The organism is Vibrio sp. N418, assembly GCF_000222565.1.
GTDB classification, from domain to species: Bacteria; Pseudomonadota; Gammaproteobacteria; order Enterobacterales; family Vibrionaceae; genus Vibrio; species Vibrio scophthalmi.
In genome coordinates this window covers 120,615-141,504 of record NZ_AFWD01000024.1, presented here as the reverse complement: position 1 = coordinate 141,504, position 20,890 = coordinate 120,615, and the positions used below count along the sequence as shown (strand labels likewise).

General features: G+C 44.5%; 16 protein-coding genes. 9 read left to right on the top strand and 7 right to left on the bottom strand.

The annotated features are described in order from the left end of the window. Positions 1-230: 230 nt before the first annotated feature. On the bottom strand, positions 231-386 hold the full coding sequence (locus RH86_RS20080) for a DUF3012 domain-containing protein (RefSeq protein WP_009385159.1): 156 nt from the start codon (positions 384-386) through the stop codon (positions 231-233). 438 nt (positions 387-824) lie between these two features. Between RH86_RS20080 and rbsD the strand changes: the two genes are divergently transcribed. The 7 genes from rbsD (at position 825) to RH86_RS04255 (ending at position 8,406) form a co-directional block, all read left to right on the top strand. After that, complete coding sequence (rbsD, locus tag RH86_RS04285) at positions 825-1,244, top strand: D-ribose pyranase (protein ID WP_009385158.1); 420 nt, start codon at positions 825-827, stop codon at positions 1,242-1,244. Between the two features lie 32 nt (positions 1,245-1,276). Then, positions 1,277-2,203: a ribokinase gene (gene rbsK, locus RH86_RS04280; RefSeq protein WP_009385157.1), complete on the top strand. Its 927-nt coding sequence runs from the start codon at positions 1,277-1,279 to the stop codon at positions 2,201-2,203. 64 nt (positions 2,204-2,267) lie between these two features. Beyond that, on the top strand, positions 2,268-3,590 hold the full coding sequence (gene fucP / locus RH86_RS04275) for an L-fucose:H+ symporter permease (RefSeq protein ID WP_009385156.1): 1,323 nt from the start codon (positions 2,268-2,270) through the stop codon (positions 3,588-3,590). A gap of 50 nt (positions 3,591-3,640) precedes the next feature. Beyond that, on the top strand, positions 3,641-4,645 hold the full coding sequence (locus RH86_RS04270; RefSeq protein WP_009385155.1) for an aldose 1-epimerase family protein: 1,005 nt from the start codon (positions 3,641-3,643) through the stop codon (positions 4,643-4,645). A gap of 191 nt (positions 4,646-4,836) precedes the next feature. Then, on the top strand, positions 4,837-5,754 hold the full coding sequence (gene rbsK, locus RH86_RS04265) for a ribokinase (protein WP_009385154.1): 918 nt from the start codon (positions 4,837-4,839) through the stop codon (positions 5,752-5,754). Between the two features lie 17 nt (positions 5,755-5,771). Further along, positions 5,772-6,776 carry a substrate-binding domain-containing protein gene (locus RH86_RS04260; RefSeq protein ID WP_009385153.1) on the top strand — a complete coding sequence of 335 codons (1,005 nt, stop codon included), beginning with the start codon at positions 5,772-5,774 and terminating at the stop codon, positions 6,774-6,776. Between the two features lie 481 nt (positions 6,777-7,257). Beyond that, positions 7,258-8,406 carry a conjugal transfer protein TraF gene (locus RH86_RS04255; protein ID WP_009385152.1) on the top strand — a complete coding sequence of 383 codons (1,149 nt, stop codon included), beginning with the start codon at positions 7,258-7,260 and terminating at the stop codon, positions 8,404-8,406. 141 nt (positions 8,407-8,547) lie between these two features. Here RH86_RS04255 and RH86_RS04250 read toward each other — a convergent pair whose 3' ends face one another. Then, a complete protein-coding gene (locus RH86_RS04250) occupies positions 8,548-10,590 on the bottom strand; it encodes a DEAD/DEAH box helicase (RefSeq protein WP_009385151.1) in 2,043 nt (680 codons plus the stop codon). 367 nt (positions 10,591-10,957) lie between these two features. On the opposite strand from RH86_RS04250, the gene rnb reads away from it, so the two are divergent. Then, a complete protein-coding gene (rnb, locus tag RH86_RS04240; RefSeq protein WP_009385149.1) occupies positions 10,958-12,976 on the top strand; it encodes an exoribonuclease II in 2,019 nt (672 codons plus the stop codon). A gap of 911 nt (positions 12,977-13,887) precedes the next feature. Here the strand turns inward: rnb and RH86_RS04235 are convergent. The 4 genes from RH86_RS04235 to RH86_RS04220 form a co-directional block, all read right to left on the bottom strand. Beyond that, positions 13,888-14,160: a hypothetical protein gene (locus RH86_RS04235; protein WP_083823359.1), complete on the bottom strand. Its 273-nt coding sequence runs from the start codon at positions 14,158-14,160 to the stop codon at positions 13,888-13,890. A gap of 192 nt (positions 14,161-14,352) precedes the next feature. Beyond that, complete coding sequence (locus RH86_RS04230) at positions 14,353-14,838, bottom strand: acyl-CoA thioesterase (protein ID WP_009385147.1); 486 nt, start codon at positions 14,836-14,838, stop codon at positions 14,353-14,355. A gap of 130 nt (positions 14,839-14,968) precedes the next feature. Beyond that, complete coding sequence (locus tag RH86_RS04225; RefSeq protein WP_223296322.1) at positions 14,969-15,193, bottom strand: hypothetical protein; 225 nt, start codon at positions 15,191-15,193, stop codon at positions 14,969-14,971. A 304-nt stretch (positions 15,194-15,497) separates the two neighbouring features. After that, on the bottom strand, positions 15,498-16,928 hold the full coding sequence (locus RH86_RS04220) for a glyceraldehyde-3-phosphate dehydrogenase (RefSeq protein WP_009385146.1): 1,431 nt from the start codon (positions 16,926-16,928) through the stop codon (positions 15,498-15,500). Between the two features lie 664 nt (positions 16,929-17,592). Here RH86_RS04220 and RH86_RS04215 point away from each other — a divergent pair. Beyond that, complete coding sequence (locus RH86_RS04215; RefSeq protein ID WP_009385145.1) at positions 17,593-20,286, top strand: ATP-binding protein; 2,694 nt, start codon at positions 17,593-17,595, stop codon at positions 20,284-20,286. Here RH86_RS04215 and RH86_RS04210 read toward each other — a convergent pair. Further along, positions 20,267-20,722 carry a dCMP deaminase family protein gene (locus tag RH86_RS04210; RefSeq protein WP_009385144.1) on the bottom strand — a complete coding sequence of 152 codons (456 nt, stop codon included), beginning with the start codon at positions 20,720-20,722 and terminating at the stop codon, positions 20,267-20,269. The two genes, RH86_RS04215 and RH86_RS04210, sit on opposite strands and share 20 nt — an antisense overlap. Between the last annotated feature and the right edge of the window lie 168 nt (positions 20,723-20,890).

The window sequence follows — 20,890 nt, the reverse complement described above, 5'->3', positions numbered from 1 at the left end:
ATGAGTGTGTGGCTGATTAGCTTTTAGTAACTAGGGGAGAATATTTTAGTGAAAAATATCCTGCCCTGCGAGTATCAAGTTGTATTCAGATATGACAAAACACCGATGTGGCGTGTTCTCAGCCTGGATTTGTTCGACGGCTTAATAGGGCGTTGAATCATGATTGCTGTAGAATAAACCTTGCCTATGGTGAATACAAGCTTGCCGATAAAACAACCAATACACTCAATCTAGAAAATACAGTGTTTGGCGTAGTCTTTTGCTTCGTTTGCAGTCCAATCACCTTTTGCTTTCTGTTCCATATCACTGCACCAAGCTTCACTTCCTACTTCTGTACAACCCATCAAAAACAAGCCAAGGCCGAATATGGTTAATAATTTTTTCATGGGTTTCCCTTAATCGTTTAATACTATTTTTCTTGATATTTTAGGTGGTTAACATCAATTGCTATGCTGAAATATCAGTGTAATCGCTGTTGTCGCTCAAGCGAATCTTGTTTCTAGTAAAGTTACAGCGCAGATCGCACTGCTATTCACCGTTCTCTTTCAATCGACATAGATCAGCTACTTGCATCTAGTAATAATAACGGAACGAACCGTTTTGTGAACAACTTCACTATTATTTAAGTCTAACTCGGCGATGAAAAGATCAAAATCACACAACGCTTGCAAGCCTAATGCAAAGTAAACTCGCTTGATTATTATCTCATCGAAACGTTTCGATGTGCGTTTGATGAACAAGAAAAGAGAAAATATTAAGCCTCATCGTGACCTAATTTTGTAAGAACGTAATGTTGCAAGACGTGTAATCGAAAGGTCGATGAAATGAAAAAAACAACCCTACTAAATTCAGACATTTCTTATCTACTAGCGACGCTAGGCCACACTGATGAAATCACTATTTGTGATGCGGGGTTACCTATCCCTGATGCTGTTTCTCGTATTGATCTAGCGCTTACTCAAGGCGTGCCAAGCTTTATTGACACCGTGCGTGTCATCTTAACCGAGTCTCAAATTGAAGGTGTCGTGATGGCACAAGAGTTCGCTGATGTGAGTCCTGAACTTCATCAAGCCTTAATGGCTGAGCTTGAGGCAGAGCAAGCCAGATGCAATAAAACTTTCCGTATTCAATATGTGTCTCATGAGCAATTTAAGCTGCGTACTCATGAGAGCAAAGCGGTGATTCGCACTGGCGAGTGCACGCCTTATGCCAACGTTATCTTTCAAGCTGGTGTGGTTTTTTAATCGTCGACCAAAAACGTAATAGGAAAATGAATATGAAGAAAATTGCGGTGATTGGTTCTACCAATGTTGATTTGATTACTTACGGTAATCGTTTTGCCAAAGGTGGTGAAACATTAGAAGCGGAATCGTTCTGTATTGGTAATGGCGGTAAAGGTGCAAACCAAGCTGTCGCGGCAGCTCGATTAGGCTCGCACGTTCTGATGTTGTCGAAAGTGGGGGATGATCAGTTTGGTGAAATGTCATTAAGTAACTATCAAGCGCAGGGCGTGAATACGCAATTCGTAGGTAAAGTGGCTGGCGTTAGTACTGGCGTAGCGCCGATTTTTGTTAACACGGAAACCTCGCAGAATTCGATTCTGATCGTAAAGGGCGCCAACAACAGCTTGCTTCCTGCCGATATTGATAATGCCCAAGAGACATTGAAAACCGTAGACCTGATTGTGCTGCAACTTGAAGTACCACTTGAGACGGTTTACCACGCGATCGATTTTGGCCAGAAACATGGCATCAAAGTGCTATTAAATCCTGCCCCAGCGGTTGCCGAGTTGTCTCTTGAATATGCCTGTAAATGTGACTTCTTTGTGCCGAACGAGACAGAGTTGGAGATATTGACCGGTAAACCGGTGTCGACCATTGCAGAGATCAAACAAGCAGCGAGTGTGCTGTTTGACCATGGTTTAAAAAATCTGATCGTGACGATGGGCTCACAAGGTTCATTGTGGATTTCAAAGCAGCGTGAACTGATAACAGAACCGGTAAAAGTGGATGCGATTGATACCTCTGGTGCGGGGGATGCCTTTATTGGTTGTTTCTCGCATTTCTTTACCCAAACGGGTGACGTGCAACTGGCGATTGAGAAAGCCTCAGTTTTTGCTGCGCTTTCGGTTACCGGTAAAGGCACGCAGTCTTCATACCCTACCGTTGAAGCATTCAACGAATTCCAAAAAAATAATATTTAAATAATAACCTGTCGCTCTGGGTAATTGTTTACCCTTGGGTGATGGGGAGAATGGAAGGTACATTATGTTTATTAGAAATAATACCGTTCAGCATGTTGACGGTTACCTAAACAAAACTCCAATATTCCAGTTTTTGCTGCTTTCGTCCGTGTTTGCACTGTGGTCTGCTGCTGCGGCACTTAACGACGTGTTAATTACTCAGTTTAAATCGATTTTCCATTTATCTAACTTTGCTTCGGCGCTGGTGCAATCTGCTTTTTACGGTGCGTACTTCCTTGTGGCGATTCCGGCATCGATGGTGGTGAAGAAGACATCTTATAAACTCGCGATTTTGCTTGGTTTAGCTCTGTATATCTTTGGTTGTATGATGTTTTTCCCAGCGTCTCATGCGGGGACATACACCATGTTCTTAGCGGCGATTTTCTGTATTGCGATTGGTTTATCTTTCCTTGAAACCTCATGCAATACCTATTCGGCAATGATTGGTGAGCCTGAACGCGCAACACTGCGCTTGAACATTTCACATACCATCAACGCGATGGGTTACATCGTCGGTCTACTACTTGGTAAGCACCTTATTTTCCAAGAAGGTGTAGATGTGGGGCATATGATGGCCACACTAACAGGCCCAGAGCTTGAAGTGTTTAAAGAGCAGGTTTTGCAACAAACATTAGAACCATACAAATGGTTAGTGGGTGTGATTGCCACGGTTGCGATTCTCATTGCCATTACGGAGTACCCGAACTGTAAAGCGGTAGCGGATAACAAAGAAGATCAACCGTCATTCGGTGAAACCTTGAAATACCTTGCGGGTAATTCTCGCTTCTTCAAAGGGATTGCGACTCAGTTTGCGTATGTTGGTATGCAAGTAGCGGTATGGTCATTCACGATTCGTCTTGCGCTTGAAATGGACTCAACCATGGTCGAGCACGATGCGGCAAACTACCTACTGTACGCCTTTATCATGTACTTCTTAGGTAAACTACTTGCGAACTACCTATTTACTAAAACATCACAAGAAAATGTTTTGATGGGTTACTCTGCGGTGGGCTTTATGTGCTTACTGTATGTTACCTTCGTGCCAAACTTTAGCGCGGTATGGGTTGCCGTGGGCACCTCGGCGTTATTCGCACCATGTTGGGCCACTATTTTCGCTTCAACATTGCAATCGGTTGATACTCGTTACACAGAAACCGCGGGTGGTTTTGTGGTGATGTCGATTATTGGTGGTGCGGCTATTCCTGTGGTGCAAGGTCTGCTGGCTGATAACATGGGTATGCAAACCTCATTCATTGTCAATGCAGCGTGTTTTGCGGTTGTGTTCTGTTATTTCCTCAGTGAGAAGAAGTACAAACAAGTTTTCACTTACACAACGGCGAAAGCATAATTGAATAACAAAGGTCACTCTGCAAAGGGTGACCATTTTGAGAGGTTACTATGTTTACTATTCCGTTATATAAAGAGCAGTTTGGTAAAGAAAAAACGCTTATCGCGCAGTCTGCATCTTTCGAGATCAATACCTTTACCTACAACTCAGGTATTCAAGCGGTTGAGATTAAAAACTCAAAAGGTCATTTGGTTGTCTTACCGTTTATGGGACAGATGATTTGGGACGCTGAGTTTCTTGGTACCGATTTATGCATGAAGAACATGTTCTCGGAACCCAAACCCACTAAATCAATTGTGGAAACGTACGGTTGCTTTGCCTTCCATGCTGGCATGATCCGTATGGGGTGTCCCACGCCTCAAGATGATCATGTATTACATGGTGAAATGCCATGTGCTGCGATGGATAGCGCTTGGTTAGAAATCAGCGAGAATGCTGTAACGATAAAAGGCAGCTATGAATATGTGATGGGTTTTGGTGATCACTATTTAGCGCAGCCTTCTGTCAGCCTAGCTAAAGATGCCAGCTTGTTTGATATTCAAATGAGCGTGAAAAACCTCGCCACAGTGCCGATGCCATTGCAATACATGTGTCATATCAATGCTGCGTACTTTGATAATGCGGTAATGACGCAAAATATTCCGGATCACGCATTACAACTGCGCGAAACGATTCCTGCTCATGTTCAGCCTAATGAACAGTGGTTAGCGTACAATGAGAGCTTGAAAACCTCCGCCCCGATCCAAACCTTAAATACCCCAGAGATGTACGATCCTGAGATCGTTTACTGTATGGATAACATCTCGCAATACGCTAAGCGCGCTGTGCTTAATATGACGATTGGTGATAAACAGATGGTGACAGAATTTAGCACTGATGAATTTAACAGTGCTACGCGTTGGATTTTGCGCAGCGGCGATCAGCAAGTCGCAGCCTATGCTCTGCCAGCGACCTGTCGTCCGGAAGGTTTTTTAACCGCTAAAGAAAAAGGCACGTTAATCTATCTTCAGCCGCATGAAGAGCGCTGTTTCACGGTGCGCACTGGTATTCGTTAGAGTAAACGCTACAATTCTTTACTCTCTTTCATACCAGTATGGGGTACTCATGTGAAAGAGAGTGAAGGCTGATGCCTTTGGTTTTTTAGTGATCCGTATTGAGTGGACATCCCACTAGCGCTGAAAAGCCAAAGTCATTTGTTTAAAAAATCATGTTTAAAAAGCGTTCGTTACGAACCAAGGATTACCCAATGAATAAGTTAGTTGTGCTCGGTAGTGTTAATGCAGACCATGTTCTTCAAGTGCCTTCCTTTCCTCGCCCTGGCGAGACGTTGCATGGTCGCAACTATCAAGTCATTCCCGGCGGTAAGGGCGCGAACCAAGCGGTCGCCGCAGCGCGCTTAAATGCCGATATTGGTTTTATTGCTTGTGTCGGTGATGATTCGTTTGGTATCAATATTCGTGAAAGTTTCCGTTTGGATGGGATTAACATCAAAGGCATTAAGATGCAGCCAAACTGCCCGACGGGTATTGCGATGATCCAAGTGTCTGACAGCGGTGAAAACAGTATTTGTTTGTCTGCTGAGGCCAATGATTATCTCACGGCTGACGCGATTGAGGATGACTTGGTGACGATTGCAAACGCACAGTATTTATTGATGCAGTTGGAAACACCGCTAGCAGGTATTGAGCGAGCGGCTCAGGTTGCGAAAGAGAACCATACCCAAGTGATCCTAAACCCAGCTCCAGCGCGTGAGCTGCCAGATGCGTTGCTACAGAACGTTGACCTAATCACTCCGAATGAAACTGAAGCAGAAGTGTTAACTGGCATTACGGTGCAATGCGATACTTCAGCGCAACAAGCGGCGGATGCTTTGCATCAAAAAGGCATCGCTACGGTGATGATTACCTTAGGTGCTAAAGGCGTTTGGTTGAGTCAACATGGCGTTGGTCAGTTGATTGAGGGCTTTAAAGTACAAGCAACGGACACAACTGCTGCAGGGGACACATTTAATGGTGCATTTGTCACTGGTTTGCTTGAAGAAATGTCTATAGAATCAGCAATTAAGTTTGCTCATGCGGCAGCCGCAATCAGCGTCACTCGTTTTGGTGCGCAAACGTCTATTCCGCATCGTGAAGAAGTCGAGGTGTTCCTCGCCCAGCAGTAATTTAGGAGTAAGATAGCATGGCAACCATGAAAGACATTGCCAAATTGGCTTGTGTATCCACCTCAACAGTAAGTCATGTTATCAACCAATCGCGCTATGTAAGCGAAGAAATTGCTGAGCGGGTGAATCGTGCCGCTCAAGAGCTTAATTATTCACCTTCGGTACTGGCGCGTAGTTTAAAGACTAATCGCACTAAAACCTTGGGCATGCTGGTCACCACCTCAAGTAACCCCTTCTTTGGTGAAGTGGTGAAAGGCGTGGAACGCAGCTGCTACCAAAAAGGCTACAACTTGATCCTGTGTAATACCGAAGGGGATCAAGAGCGTATGACGACGTCGATCAGCACCTTGCTGCAAAAACGTGTCGATGGCTTAATTCTCATGTGTTCGTCTCTAGAAGGGGAGCACATTGAGATTTTCGACAAATATCCTGATGTGCCAGTGGTGGTAATGGATTGGGGCCCGATGCTGTTTGCCAGTGATAAAATTCAAGACAACTCTCTACGAGGTGGCTACATCGCCGCCAAATATCTAATTGAATGCGGTCATCATGAAATCGGCTGTATTACCGGGCCATTAAACCGCTATCAAGCGCAAATGCGTTATGAAGGCTATAAGCGTGCGTTAAATGAGGAAGGCTTGGAGTTTCATCCGAGCTGGATTATCGAGTCTAACTTCGAGTGTGATGGTGGGTATGAGGCCTTTAATCGCATGTACCAAAAAGGGCCACTGCCGAGCGCGATTTTTGTTTGTAACGACATGATGGCGATGGGGGTGATCAATGCTGCCAATGAAAAAGGTATCGCGATTCCTGAAGAGCTTTCGATCATTGGTTACGATGATATTCAAATTGCCAAATTCATGTCACCATCATTAACCACGATTCACCAGCCTAAATATCGTTTAGGCCAAGCTGCAGTAGAAACCTTATTACGTAAATTGGATAACAGTTGCGATGAAACGCAAGTGATCCAATTAGAACCGACGCTGGTGGAGCGCAGTAGCGTTGCTATTCAGTCTTAATCGATGATGGAACACTCTTAACACCCTAATATAACGAGTTATATTGTGATTACATGCGCTCATCTCGCTGGCGAACAATAAAACTCGTTTATATCCCCCAATTGGTTTACCGCTATCACCAGTCAGATATTCTTTCGCTTCTCGCTTCTCGCTTCTCGCTTCTCGCTTCTCGCTTCTCGCTTCTCGCTTCTCGCTTCTCGCTTCTCGCTTCTCGCTTCTCGCTCTTTTTTTATCTAATCGGATGATTTATTTGTCTTATGTGGATTTGTTGATTTTTTTTCTCGCCTTATCATGCAAAGAGTTGAGCAAGCACACATTATGGAATCTCGATCACTATTGATGCTGGACGGGTGATTTATTACTAGTTAAAAAGTTTACCGTCAAAATGAAATAAACCTAACTGAACCGGGTCACGGCCTTACTTGTGTCATAACTGGGCGGTATAGGTATGAATAACAATCAGAATCAACATGGATCGATTATGAAAAAGACAACTCTCGCAGTGGTATGTGCGTTGGGAACCATCTCAACTTCTTCAATCGCAGCAACTCAAATGGCGGATGCGCGCAGTAACGGTATGGGTAACACCGGTGTGGTCTCTGCCGACTATTTGCTTGCCCCTTTCCATAACCCTGCATTGGGAGCACTGCATCGTGATAACGACGATGTCGGCATTCTGTTCCCAGCTTTTGGCTTAACCGCTCACGACCAAGATGAAACGATTCAGACCATCGATGACGCGCAAGATTTGTATGACCGTTACGGCGATTTTACTGGTGCAACACCGTCTGACGCTGCTGAGCTAAATAAATTTATGGATGAGCTTGAAGGCAATGCGCCAGTGGCTGTGACTGCTGGTCTTAATTTCGCCGTGGCTATCCCAACTCGCGCGGTATCGGTGAACTTATTTGGCGGTGGTTACACTGAAGTGATTGCGGCAACCATGATTACACCAGATAAAGGTGATAGCGCTGACGAAGTGAAGCAACGTTATGATGAGTCAAAATTTGCCATGGTTGCTTTTGGTGTTGCCGAAGTTGGTCTATCTTTTGCGAAAAGCTTTGAGCTTGGCGGTCAAAATATTGCGTTTGGTATTTCACCAAAATACCAAAATCTACTGACCTATTCACAAGTCGATTTTATCGATAACTTTGATCTAGATGATTATGATAAAAGCGAGCGCAGCAAAACAGCGTTTAATATCGATCTTGGTATGGCTTGGCACTCTGGTCCATTGCGTGCTGGTCTGGCGATGAAAAACTTATTTTCACAAGAGATTGATACCGAAATAGGCGGTTATACCTACGAGTTAAATCCACAAGCGACAATTGGTTTGGGTTACGCGGGTGAATACCTTGCAGCGAGTGTTGATTTTGACCTCACCAAACAAAAGCGTTTTAAAGAGTTGAATGATGACACTCAATTCCTTCGCTTTGGTGTCGAGGGAAATGCATGGGGTTGGGCACAGCTTCGCGCAGGTTACGAAATGGATCTCGAAGACACGCTTGATGATTCGATTACTGCTGGTATTGGTATTAGCCCATTCGATGCTGTGAGCTTCGATATTGCAGGTTCTTACGCGGGCGAAAATCAGTTTGGTGCATCAGCGAACTTAGCATTCACTTTCTAATGATGAAGAGCTAGAAGCGTTGTTGCCGTTCATATCACAATTACGTTGATGGGAACGGAGATTTGACTTCCCCTCTATAGAACTGAAGGGGAGAGTAGAAATAAAAAAACCGGCGATAAACGCCGGTTTTTTTATGACTAATTAGTCTTCGTTGCGAGCTGGGCGACCATGGCCACGTTCGCCACGGTAGTTGCCACGGTTGTCGCCGCCACGGTTACGGTCGAAACGACGCTCACCATTACCGCCATTACCATTGCCACCTTCACGGTTGCCACGGTAACCGCCGCCGTTGCCACCTTCACGGTTGCCACGGTAGCCGCCGCCATTACCGCCTTCACGGTTACCAGCTTCGCGATTACCGCCTTCACGGTTACCACGGTAGCCGCCGCCATCACGGTTGCCACGATGACCGCCGCCGTTACCACCTTCACGGTTGCCACGGAAACCGCCTTCACGGTTACCACGGTGACCGCCACCATCACGGTTGCCGTCACGACGACCACGAGGCTCACGGAAATCGTTGAAGTCACAAACTACTGCGCCAACTTCTTTCTGACGGATACGTAGTTTGTTTAGTTTGCCAGCTGTTTCAGAATCCATCGCTTTAGGAAGCTGAACGTAAGTTTGGCCTTGATCTAGTTTGATAGCACCGATAGAGCCTTTAACTAGACCTAGTTCGTTTGCTAGAGCGCCAACGATATCTTTAACTTGTACGCCTTGCTCACGGCCCACTTGAAGTTGGTAAGTATCCCAATCTTGAGTGTTGAAGCTACGACCACCTTCACGACGACCACCTTCACGGTCACCTTCACGACGTTCAGTGCGACGTTGCTTGTCACGAGCAATTGCTTCTACCATTGGGTCTTCGCCAACGTAGAATAGAGGACGCTTACCTTGTTGACGCTTAAGTAGCATCGCAGCAAGAGTATTCGCATCGATCTCTAGAGATTCTTGTAGCTTTTCAACAAGCTCAACGAATTTGTCTAGTGCTTTGTGTTCTTTCTCTGCTTCTAGCTCAGCACCTAGTTTGATTAGGCGAGCTTCAGCTACTTGATCACGCATTGGAAGTTGGATTTCTTCCATTTGTGAGCGAGTTACGCGCTCGATAGTGCGAAGCATACGGATTTGGTTGCCACGAACCAATAGGATCGCTTTACCTTTACGACCAGCACGGCCAGTACGACCGATACGGTGGATGTATGATTCAACATCGAACGGGATGTCGTAGTTAAATACGTGAGTAATACGAGGAACGTCAAGACCACGTGCAACAACGTCAGTTGCTACTAGGATGTCGATTACGCCAGTTTTGATGTGATCAACAGTACGCTCACGTAGAGACTGAGGAATGTCACCGTGTAGTGCAGCAGCTTTGAAGCCACGTGCAGATAGCCAATCAGCTAGACGCTCGGTATCTTGACGAGTACGTACGAATACGATTGACGCGTCAGTTTCTTCTGTTTCTAGAAGACGAGACATTGCTTCGTCTTTTTCAACGCCTTTAACAACCCAGAACTGCTGTTCTACTTTGTCTACAGTGTGGTTTTTGCCTGCAACGTCAACCATTACTGGTTCACGTAGGAAGCGCTCAACAATGTTTTTCAGCATTGGAGGCATAGTTGCAGAGAAAAGAACGCGTTGTGCAGTTTCAGGAGCGTGCTCCATGATTGCAGTTACGTCATCCACAAAACCCATGTTCAACATTTCATCAGCTTCATCAAGGATGAAAGTGTTTACTTCGTCAAGGTGTAGACGGTCACGGTTGATAAGGTCTTGAACACGACCAGGAGTACCAACGATCACGTGTGCGCCGTTTTTAAGAGCACGCATTTGGTCAACGATAGAAGTACCACCGTAGATCTCAAGAACTTTAAGACCAGAGATGTTACGACCAAGGTTCTTCATTTCAGCCGCTACTTGGATCGCTAGTTCGCGAGTAGGAGCTAGAACAACTGCTTGTGGTTTACGTTGAGCAAGATCGATTTTGTTTAGTAGTGGTAGCGAGAATGCCGCTGTCTTACCAGTACCAGTTTGAGCTTTACCTAGTGCGTCTTTGCCAGCAAGAAGGTGAGGAATCGCTTCTGCTTGGATAGGTGTTGGAGAAACGAAACCCATGCTGTCAAGAGCTGAAAGGATGGCGTCGTTTAGTGCTAATTCACTAAATTGAATTACTGAGTCTGTCATTGGGATCCCATATAACAAATAAAAACAAAAGGTCCCACGAGCTCTACCAATTTCAATTACCAATCCAGATAAAGAGCTGAGTTCCGTTCAGATGCGGATAAGTTGTAAATCGCATCAAGCCGCTAGGGACATAAGGGAGGCGGATTATTCCCTAAAAGCACAAAAAAAGCCAGAAAAAATTGAAATTCATCACAAAAATTTCTTCAAAAAGACAATTTTGCAGAATTTGTCGCCACGCGCAGGCTATTTTGCTGTTATTTTGCTCAGTTTGGCAAGGAGAGGGCGTGAACAAAGTCTCGCTTTAAGTAGCTTGGGTAAAACCGCAATGTTATAGTGTGCGCAATTTTACAAGTGATTAAGAGTAAAAATGTTCCAAGATAATCCGCTACTGGCTCAGCTTAAACAGCAAATCCAAGAAAAGCTACCGAAAAAAGAAGGCACTATTAAAGCAACTGAAAAAGGCTTTGGCTTCTTAGAAGTAGATAGCAAAACCAGCTTCTTTATCCCGCCTCCATATATGAAGAAGTGTCTGCATGGCGATCGAGTGAAAGCGATCATTCGTACCGATAACGATCGCGAATCGGCAGAGCCAGAAGAGCTGTTGGAACACAACCTCGCTCGCTTTATTGGTCGCGTTAAGATGTTCAAGGGCAAATTGAACGTAACACCGGATCATCCTCAACTGAAAAAACAGTCACTAAAAGCAAAAGTGAAGAAGGGTTTAAACCCGAATGATTTTGCTGAAGGTGATTGGGTCGTTGCTCATCTCGTACAACACCCGCTTAAAGGCGATGCTGGTTTCTTGGTTGAGATTTCGAAAAAAATCACTGATGCTGACGATAAGATTGCGCCTTGGTGGGTAACGCTGGCGGAAAACGATCTGCCTAACAGCGAGCCCGCGGGTATTGATCATTGGGAATTGAAAGACGATGCAGATTTAGAGCGCGTCGATATGACCCATGTTCCATTCGTGACTATCGATGGTCAATCAACCAAAGATATGGACGATGCGTTATACGCGAAGAAAAATGCGAATGGTGATTTTGAATTAACGATTGCGATTGCCGATCCTACTGCCTACATCACGCCGGATAGTGATATGGACAAGGTGGCTCGTGAACGTGGTTTCACTATCTATTTGCCAGGCCGTAACATCCCAATGTTACCTCGCGATCTTGCCGATGATCTTTGCTCTCTGATTGAGGGAGAAGTTCGTCCAGCACTTTGCTGTACTGTGACGGTCGATAAGGATGGTGTGATTGGTGATGATATCCACTTCTTTGCTGCACACATTAAATCGCACGCACGTTTAGTTTACGATCATGTTTCAGATTGGTTGGAAAACGGCGAGTCGTCAGAATGGCAACCAAATGATGAGATTGCACAAATCGTACGTGATTTGTATGAATTCTCTCAAGCGCGCGCTAACTGGCGTCAAAATAATGCAGTGGTTTTCCCTGACCGTCCTGATTACCGTTTTGAATTGAGTGAAGATAATGATGTCGTCGCGATTCATGCGGATATGCGTCGTACAGCAAACCGCTTAGTTGAAGAGTCAATGATCACCGCCAACATCTGTGCGGGTAAAACATTGCGTGCTAACTTTGAATGCGGTGTTTTCAATACACATGCTGGCTTCAAGCCTGAAAAAATTGCCGATGTGGTTGCGCTAGTGAACCCTGAAGGTGAATTACCGTTTACTGCTGAATCCATTGCAACTCTAGAAGGCTTTGCCGCGCTACGTCGTTGGCTAGGTCAGCAAGATACGAGTTATCTCGATAACCGCATCCGCAAAGCGCAAGCATACAGTGAGATGGGTAATCAGCCACTACCGCACTATGCGATGGGTTTAGATATCTACGCGACGTGGACGTCTCCAATTCGTAAATACGGCGATATGATTAACCATCGTATGCTAAAAGCGCATGTACTAGGCAAAGAACCAGTGCAAACCGCAGATGAAACCGTGGGCGAAGAGCTTGCTCTACATCGTAAGCATCACAATATGGCTGAACGTAAAGTAGGTGATTGGCTGTATGCACGCACGTTGGCTGAAGAGCCAAGCAAAGAGACCAAATTCGTTGGTGAAATCTTTGATATTAATCGTGCGGGTATGCGTATTCGTTTACTTGAAAATGGCGCCGCTGCCTTTATTCCAAGTTCATTGATTATGTCTAATAAAGAACGTATCGAGTGCAACGGCGAACAAGGTACGATTTCAATCGATAAGCAACTTGAGTTCCGTCTTGGCGACACACTTGAAGTGGTATTGACAGACGTGAGTCAAGAAAACCGCAACATCGTTGCGAAGCCAACACAAGTGTTTGCGGAGTTGGTTGTTGAGAAGCAAGATGACACGACGGCAACAGATGCTCCTGCTGAGTAATTGTTAGTCTAGTTTGAGTCTAAATTGAATCCCCTACTTTTGCTAAAAAGTAGGGGATTTTTTTTATTTGGAATGAAACGATGTGCGACACAATCTGCTATGAACATGAAGGGGACGTTTGATTATCATGCCGTTCATCAATATTGATAGCGGCAATCATCGCTGTGTTAGGCATTATTGGCCTAAGTAGCAAAGTGTTGTCTCGCATTGATTCACCCAAACTGAACAGGAATTACTCTCGGATATGAGATTCTAGTCACATCATGGTTGATTTCTAACTAGGATTCGTACACACTGTTTAGAAGAATGCGACACAGTCTAAAATATTAGACTTTTCTATAGCTTAGGCTGATGAATTACTTCGTATTCACTACATTTAAAATGTAGATGTTTTTCTACTTACATAGCATGGGTTGGTCAGAGGATTCACCATCAATCGGTGCTGTGGAAGGCAAATAAAAACGACAAAGGCGACCTGCACGTCGCCTCATTGTTGCTCCACTTAACATTCTTGGTTTGGCCGCCGATCAGTTAAGTCGAGTGCAAAATTGGTGTTACGCATAGCTGGCTGTTAGCTTAGATTCCTTACTAAATGAAAACTAACGGTTTTTGTAACCTGCCTGAGCATTGCTCAGGCATTTCTTTTTGCAGCGTCCATATTAAGTAATCGGCTAATGTGCGGTAGCGAATTCGATACTCAATGCGACGCAGTGCTAATAATTACATTGTAGCGGCATGATTTGTTGCAGATTGATGTGGTTTCAAGTCCTTGATGAGCGTTTTTTATACATTTCTTATGCTCGGATGACGGGCTTTATTTCTATTCTTCCTTTGGTTTTAAAGTCTATATTCCTTATTAATCATGGCCTTATATTGTCCATCTCGCACTAAGCATTACTCGGTCTTATGTGTTATAGCTCGCGATTGGAAGGTGCGCATCCTAGGTATCTTAGCAAGACGTAAATGCTTTCTTGCGATAGTGCGACGCGACGAAACAGTGTGGCAAATGTTTCATCACCACCAAAGCAGGTTTGGATGTAGTGGTGAATCTGCTGATCGCTGTAACCTTCGGCATACATGGTTCGAACCCATTGGTATTCAACCGACTTAAGATCGCTCAAGGTCGTTTCACTTAATGTAGGTGCGTTGAATGCAGATGTTAATCTATCACCGTTGAATGAGATGTGCTTAATGGCTAAGATCCTTGCCTTTCATTGGATGCAGCACAGAGTTAAGCAGACTTTAGTGAAGGAAAAATGACAGTATCAGCTTTTTACTCAAGCCTGACATACTGTCATTATCATCAAGTGGAGTGTCTGGCCGCTGGCATTGCTCGAGTGTGACTCGTTAGATAGGAGGCGATCAGAGCGGAGGAACTATTTGAGATATTTAACGTGCGCTTCCATTTCCTGACCAATCTGTTTGCGCATATTCATCAGTCGGATCGCAGATTCTCGTAATTCAATGTCTTCATCGCTGCTCGGAACCCATTCCGGTACCGGCGAGGGTTTGCCATTTTCGTCCACCGCAACCATGATGACGATACAATGGGTGGTTAAGCGATTAGTTAGTTCTTTAGGGTCGCTGGCTTGAACATCGATAGCAATATGCATTGATGAGCTGCCGGTATAGATTACCTTAGCACTCACTTCGACCAGATTTCCGACGTGAATTGGTGATACAAAACGTATCCCACCAGCGTAGGCAGTAATACAATATTTACCACTCCAGCCTGCAGCACATGCATATGCAGCTAAATCGATCCACTTCATCGCTGCGCCACCATGCACTTTACCACCAAAATTGACATCGCTGGGCTCAGCCAAGAAACGCAGGGTAATATCGCGTTGTCTTTTACTCATCGTCTTACTCCATGACGGTTGCAACTGCGACCACTATAACGTGTTCACGACTGAATGATCTATCACTAAGTGCGGTCAAAGCGCATTGGGTCATCACGTTTTTTATAGGTGGCTTAATGGTGGCAATGGTTTATTTGCGCACTTCTTCAAATTCGCCTTCAATCGCACCTTTATCCATGCTTTGATTCATCGCAGAATCTTGCTGTGCTTGCATTTGTGCCTTGAAATTATCGCGCAGGCGTTTGCCGGTGATGGCGCCTAGAATGGCTAATGGGATCGCCAATAGCAAACCGAACATAACAGTGAAAAAACCGATGACTAGGGTTAGCGCTGTGGTGAGCATTCTATACATCATTAATACCTCTATTGTGTAGTGCAGCATTGACTCAAAAAACCAAAGGCAAGTGGGTGACTTGCAGCTTAAAGTGACCTGAGTGTAGAAAGTAAATCTAAAAATGTGTATTGCACTAGGTTAACAGTGTACAGATTAATACGGCTTAGATGAACCAAACATGAATGTAAAAAAACCGCCTCATCCAGAAGCGGCAGTCAACAGGTTAGCTAGGTAGTTCGCTACCGACCAACAGGGAATTTTTTTAGCCGCCATTTATTTAGGTAATAGGTAATGTGATAAGCCGACGGCTGAGGTTAGATTACCTCTAGGTAAACGTTTGATAGCGGACGCCCATCATTTGCTCCATACAGTGAACGACTTGGCAGCTATAACCGAATTCATTGTCGTACCAAATATAAAGTACGCAGCGATTGTCTTGCGCGATTGTTGCTGCCCCATCGACCACACCAGCAAAGCGAGAACCAACCAAATCGGATGAGACTACCTCGGTGGAGTCGGTGTAATCAATTTGTGCTGAGAGGTTCGATTTTAGTGCCATATCGCGTAAATACTGATTGAGCTCGTCACGCTCAACTTGGCTCGCTAAGTTTAAGTTAGCCACGGCCATTGATACATTGGGTGTTGGTACGCGAATAGAGTTGCCAGACAACTTACCTGCAAGCTCAGGTAAGGCTTTAGCAACCGCTTTAGCTGCGCCTGTTGAGGTGAGTACCATGTTCAGTGAAGCACTACGACCACGACGCTCACCGCTATGGAAGTTATCAATCAAGTTCTGATCATTGGTAAAAGAGTGTACGGTTTCAATGTGACCAGATTCAATGCCATAGCGGTCGTTGAGTGCTTTAAGTACTGGAGTTATCGCATTGGTGGTGCAGCTTGCGGCAGAAATAATGGTATCTTCTGGCTTAATCACCTGTTCATTGACGCCAAAGACGACGTTTTTGATGTCGCCCTTACCCGGCGCAGTCAGTAATACTTTTTGTGCACCCTTTGAAGCGAGGTGTTTACTCAGTCCTTCGCTATCACGCCAAGCTCCCGTGTTATCGACCACTAGCGCGTTATGAATATCATATTGGGTGTAGTCGATATCTTCAGGGCTGTTAGCATAAATGACTTGAATGTAGTTACCGTTGGCGATGATGGCTTTTCGTTCTTCATCCACAACAATACTGCCATTGAATTGACCATGTACAGAATCTCGTCGTAACAGGCTAGCGCGTTTTTGTAGGTCACCCTGTTTACCTCCACGGACCACAATAGCGCGTAAACGCAGTGGGTAGCCTGAGCCGCTTTTTTCGACCAGAAGTCTGGTTAACAAGCGACCAATACGGCCAAAGCCGTACAACACGACATCTTTAGGTTTTGATACGCCCTCGCCATTCATTGCTGTGACCAAGGCTGAGTGTAGAAAATCTTTTACGCCATGGGCATCTTCACGATCTTGCCAAAACTTATCAGCCAGCTGACCTACGTCGATGCGACATGGTGATAGCGGCATGTCACATAGTGCTTGAATCAGAGGCAGTGTTTGGCTCGCGGATAACGCATGTCCACTATAGTGACGAGCGAGGCGATGGGCTTTTATGATATCGATTGTTGCGGCGTTCACCAGTGTTTTGCCAAACAGTAAGACTTCAACACCTTTTTGGCGATAAAGCTGCCTAAGTAATGGATAAATGGTTTCAGCAATCGACTGGCTAGTTTGCCATTCGAGAAGATGTTTCTCTGGGCTCATGAGCGTACAGGACCTTTTCGTTTTGGAAGTGCTTTTCCTTGTGGAAGCGAGGGTATCCACTCGTCAGAACTCCACCTTTGCCTAACAGACACGCAGAGGATTAAGAGGAAGTTTAGAGTGAATGTTTTGTAATTATTTTGTGTAAAAAGCGTAACTTACGATGGGTTATTCTGCTAGGAAAAATAATCACCCTGTCTGATGCTGAAATGTCGCCTAACTTAGGCGTTTTCCGCTGAAGGCATTAGCACAATGCATCATTGACAAATTCGATAGTGAGGCGCTTATTTTGCTACAAAAAATACTCATTGCGCATTTGGTGGTGTAACGGGAAGAGGTGATTGCGTCATGATGTGAGCTTGTATGGATAAACCACCTATTTGGTAAACAATGGGGGTGAGTTGAGCTTTTTAGCGACTTCAATTGCGGACTTCATGCATATCGCGGCAAGATGGCATGGGGGAAATTGAAAAATTGTGCGCAAGCCAACGTTTATTTGTGCAACCTGATGGTCAATATGATCTGATGTCCTTCGCACACTTATTGTCAATATTTCTATCAATGTAGCAATAATGAGAAAAGGAATGCGCAACGGTAAATAAGTTGGTTTGAATGCTACTGATTGCTTATATTTGAGCCACTTTTGATTCAAGGAATGAATCCCTCAATGATCTTTGCTCGCGTGTCGATTAAATCGCGACTGCTAGTGCTGTGTCTTTTACCGACTCTGGTTATCTTGCTGTTTTGTGCAAATTCAGTCATCCGCATTCAGGAAAGGCTCGAGAGCTATACAGTGACCAATGTGAAAGCTGAGCATCTACGCCATCTTTCTGCCTTATCCAATCAGCTTTACTTTGCTCTATCTAAGCGGTTAAAAAATGACTCGGTCAAACAAGAGATCCATCAAAGCTTATTACAATTAGATCAAACGTTGGCGTTGGTTTCTACTCAGCAGCAGTTACGACCTGAACGGCGTCGCGTAATGATAGAGCAGATTATGGAGCTAAAAGGTGTCTTACCTGAGTTAGAGTTTGCTAGTTACACCAGCACGATAGAATTAGGCCGCTTGATGTTCAGTAGCTTAGAAACATTGTTTTTGACCGTGCAACAGATTGAAAATTACCATGCAGATAGGTCAATTCAAAAAGCGGAAGTCGTGCTTAGTGATCTTAGTTGGCTGCATTTTTGGATGGAGAGAGAAGCATGGCTAGCAAAGGAAATTAGTACGCTAGAGTGGGATTACGCCGATTATGCGGAAGAGTATTTTCGTGTAGGCGAACGCCAGCAATATTATCTTGAACACTTCCTCAATAATGATGTACGTAATCCTAAAGCAGAGAAACTATTAGTGCTTTTTACTAGCCGAGAGTTTCGTCAAAGCGCCTATTTTAGAAGCCAAATGTTGCACAATCGCGCTACGCCCTTGGAGATGCATGAACTGGTTAAAGTCATTGAAAGTCGAAATCATGCCGTGGTCGAACAGTTGACTATTTTAGCCAATGAGCTTGAGCAAGCAGTGGTTCTCAAAGGGAAGGCGAGTCAACAGAAATTAATCTTGCTGGCGATAATCAGTGGCTTAGTGCTGGTTGTGATGTTTACGTGGGGAGCGAGTACGTTATTTCGAATCAACTCAAAGTTGACCCGAATTCTAAATACGATGGGGATGATGAAAAGAAACGGCACAGTTGCGCTGATCCCAGTTGATGGTAAGGATGAGTTCACCGATTTTGCCGACAGTCTCAATCATATTATTCAAGAGCAAAGAGATTATGAACAGCAATTAGTTGAAGCGAAGGAAAGTGCGGAAGCCGCTAATAAAGCAAAGAGTATTTTCTTAGCCAATATCTCTCATGAAATACGCACTCCACTAAACGGTATCATCGGTATGACCGAAGTACTGTCGGATAGTCAATTAAGACCAAGCCAAGAAGAAATTTTAACGGATATTGAAGGTTCATCGCAATCATTGCTAGTACTGATCAACGATATCTTGGACTTGTCAAAAATAGAGTCAGGACGCTTATCACTATCCGTTGTTGAGTCTGATATCAAAGAGGTGATTTACGAGACCTTAGCCATCTTACTCAGTAAGGCGAGAAAACAGCACGTTGATTTGTTTGTTGAATGGTTAACGCCCATTCCTAAGGCAATACGCATTGATGAGTTTCGCTTAAAGCAAGTGATCCTGAATCTTTTGAGTAATGCGGTGAAATTCACCCACCAAGGTAGTGTAAAAGTGCAGATATCACTGGTGGAAAAAGTCGAACAAACAACACTTCTCTGTACTGTCGTCGACACTGGAGTGGGTATCGCTCAAGATAAGTTGAGTGAGATTTTTAAGCCGTTTACTCAAGAAGATGGTGGTATTACCCGATCTTATGGTGGAACAGGGCTTGGATTGACCATTTGTCGTCAGTTAGTCGAATTAATGAAGGGTGACATTTATGTTGATTCGGTTGTGGGCAAGGGCAGTCGCTTTATTGTTTCGATACCGATTGATGTTCCAGCCGTGCAACCTGCTCCCGTTCAAATTAATGAGCAGGTCTTGCTGTTGACCAATCATTGCCAGTATGAGCATTCTATTAAGCAAGAACTCCACCAGTTAGGGGTGACCTTTTACAGCGTAGAAGATATCGCCCATGCCAGTAATCTGGTGCAATCGTATGATGTGATCTTGTATTGCATTACTAATAAACACCATGCTTGCACGACGGGTTATAATGCAAACCAACCATCATATCTAGCGGGACTAACTCAGCTTAGACAGCTACAAACTAATGCTGAGATTGTTGTATTGTCAGGCCCACAAGGGCGAACTGTGGCAGTAGAAGGTATCGTCTCATCCAGCTTAACCTTGCCGATGTTAGGAAATCGACTGGTAACCGCATTGCAAAAAAAATCCTACGTACGGTTGGCAAAGCCAAACGCTTCTCAAGCGGTGGTTCATCATGAACCGAGGCAGACACGAAGCCGTAACATTCTGATTGTTGAAGATAATTTGATGAATCAGAAAATTGCGAGTTTGTTTCTCAATAAAGCAGGTATGGATTATCAAGTGGTGAGTAACGGAGCCGATGCGGTTGATGTGATTCAATCAGGTGAGGCATTTGATGCCATATTGATGGATTGCATGATGCCGGTGATGGATGGCTTAACCGCAACACGGAAAATACGTCAATGGGAGCTGCATAATGGTCATCAGCCCATCGTAATAATCGCACTGACCGCCAGTGTGTTACCAGAAGATATTGATAGCTGCTTCGACGCAGGGATGGATGCTTACTTAGCGAAACCCTACAAATCAAAACAGCTATTTGAAATCTTTGAGCAATTAAAGTTGGTTACTGCGCCGGTTTGCTGATATCAGCCAGTGGTAGCCAATTGACTTTCACGCCAGCTTGTAAAAACATCTCTTGGCTGACTTTGATTTTATCTCCCCAGCGTGAGATAAAATCTTCAGTTTGCTCTGGGCAGTGCACCGCTGAAATACCGGTTTGAATGATCTTTGCCGCGCAATTTGGGCACGGAAAGTGTGTCACCCAGATTTCACACCCGTCTAAATCTCGTTTCGCGAACAAAATCGCGTTCTCTTCGGCATGAAGCGTTTTTAAGTATTTCATTTCGCGTTCATCGGTTTCCGCGCTATCGGAAATACCGTGTGGGTAACCATTAAAGCCGACCGAGACAATGCGATTTTGTTTAGTAATGACCGCACCAACTTGAGTGGATGGATCTTTACTCCAAGAGCCAACAAGCTCAGCCATTTGGTAAAAGCGTTGCGCCCATTTTGAAATCATTAAATCTTCCTTACAAAGAGTGAATGTGACCACGAATAAGCGATGTGATTCGCTAAGTCGTTGACCATAAAAACACAATAATGTGATCTAGGTTGGATCATAATATCTCACTTTTTAATGAGTTAGTAGCCACAATCCACACTGAGGCTGCTCAATTTTTCTTCGTTT

Coding starts and splice junctions, on each gene's coding strand:
- RH86_RS04260 (WP_009385153.1), top strand. CDS start 5,772: ATGGCAACCATGAAAGACATTGCCAAATTGGCTTGTGTATCCACCTCA.
- RH86_RS04270 (WP_009385155.1), top strand. CDS start 3,641: ATGTTTACTATTCCGTTATATAAAGAGCAGTTTGGTAAAGAAAAAACG.
- RH86_RS04225 (WP_223296322.1), bottom strand. CDS start 15,193: ATGATGTATAGAATGCTCACCACAGCGCTAACCCTAGTCATCGGTTTT.
- rnb (WP_009385149.1), top strand. CDS start 10,958: ATGTTCCAAGATAATCCGCTACTGGCTCAGCTTAAACAGCAAATCCAA.
- RH86_RS04255 (WP_009385152.1), top strand. CDS start 7,258: ATGAAAAAGACAACTCTCGCAGTGGTATGTGCGTTGGGAACCATCTCA.
- rbsK (WP_009385154.1), top strand. CDS start 4,837: ATGAATAAGTTAGTTGTGCTCGGTAGTGTTAATGCAGACCATGTTCTT.
- RH86_RS04250 (WP_009385151.1), bottom strand. CDS start 10,590: ATGACAGACTCAGTAATTCAATTTAGTGAATTAGCACTAAACGACGCC.
- RH86_RS20080 (WP_009385159.1), bottom strand. CDS start 386: ATGAAAAAATTATTAACCATATTCGGCCTTGGCTTGTTTTTGATGGGT.
- rbsD (WP_009385158.1), top strand. CDS start 825: ATGAAAAAAACAACCCTACTAAATTCAGACATTTCTTATCTACTAGCG.
- fucP (WP_009385156.1), top strand. CDS start 2,268: ATGTTTATTAGAAATAATACCGTTCAGCATGTTGACGGTTACCTAAAC.
- RH86_RS04230 (WP_009385147.1), bottom strand. CDS start 14,838: ATGAGTAAAAGACAACGCGATATTACCCTGCGTTTCTTGGCTGAGCCC.
- rbsK (WP_009385157.1), top strand. CDS start 1,277: ATGAAGAAAATTGCGGTGATTGGTTCTACCAATGTTGATTTGATTACT.
- RH86_RS04210 (WP_009385144.1), bottom strand. CDS start 20,722: ATGATTTCAAAATGGGCGCAACGCTTTTACCAAATGGCTGAGCTTGTT.
- RH86_RS04215 (WP_009385145.1), top strand. CDS start 17,593: ATGATCTTTGCTCGCGTGTCGATTAAATCGCGACTGCTAGTGCTGTGT.
- RH86_RS04220 (WP_009385146.1), bottom strand. CDS start 16,928: ATGAGCCCAGAGAAACATCTTCTCGAATGGCAAACTAGCCAGTCGATT.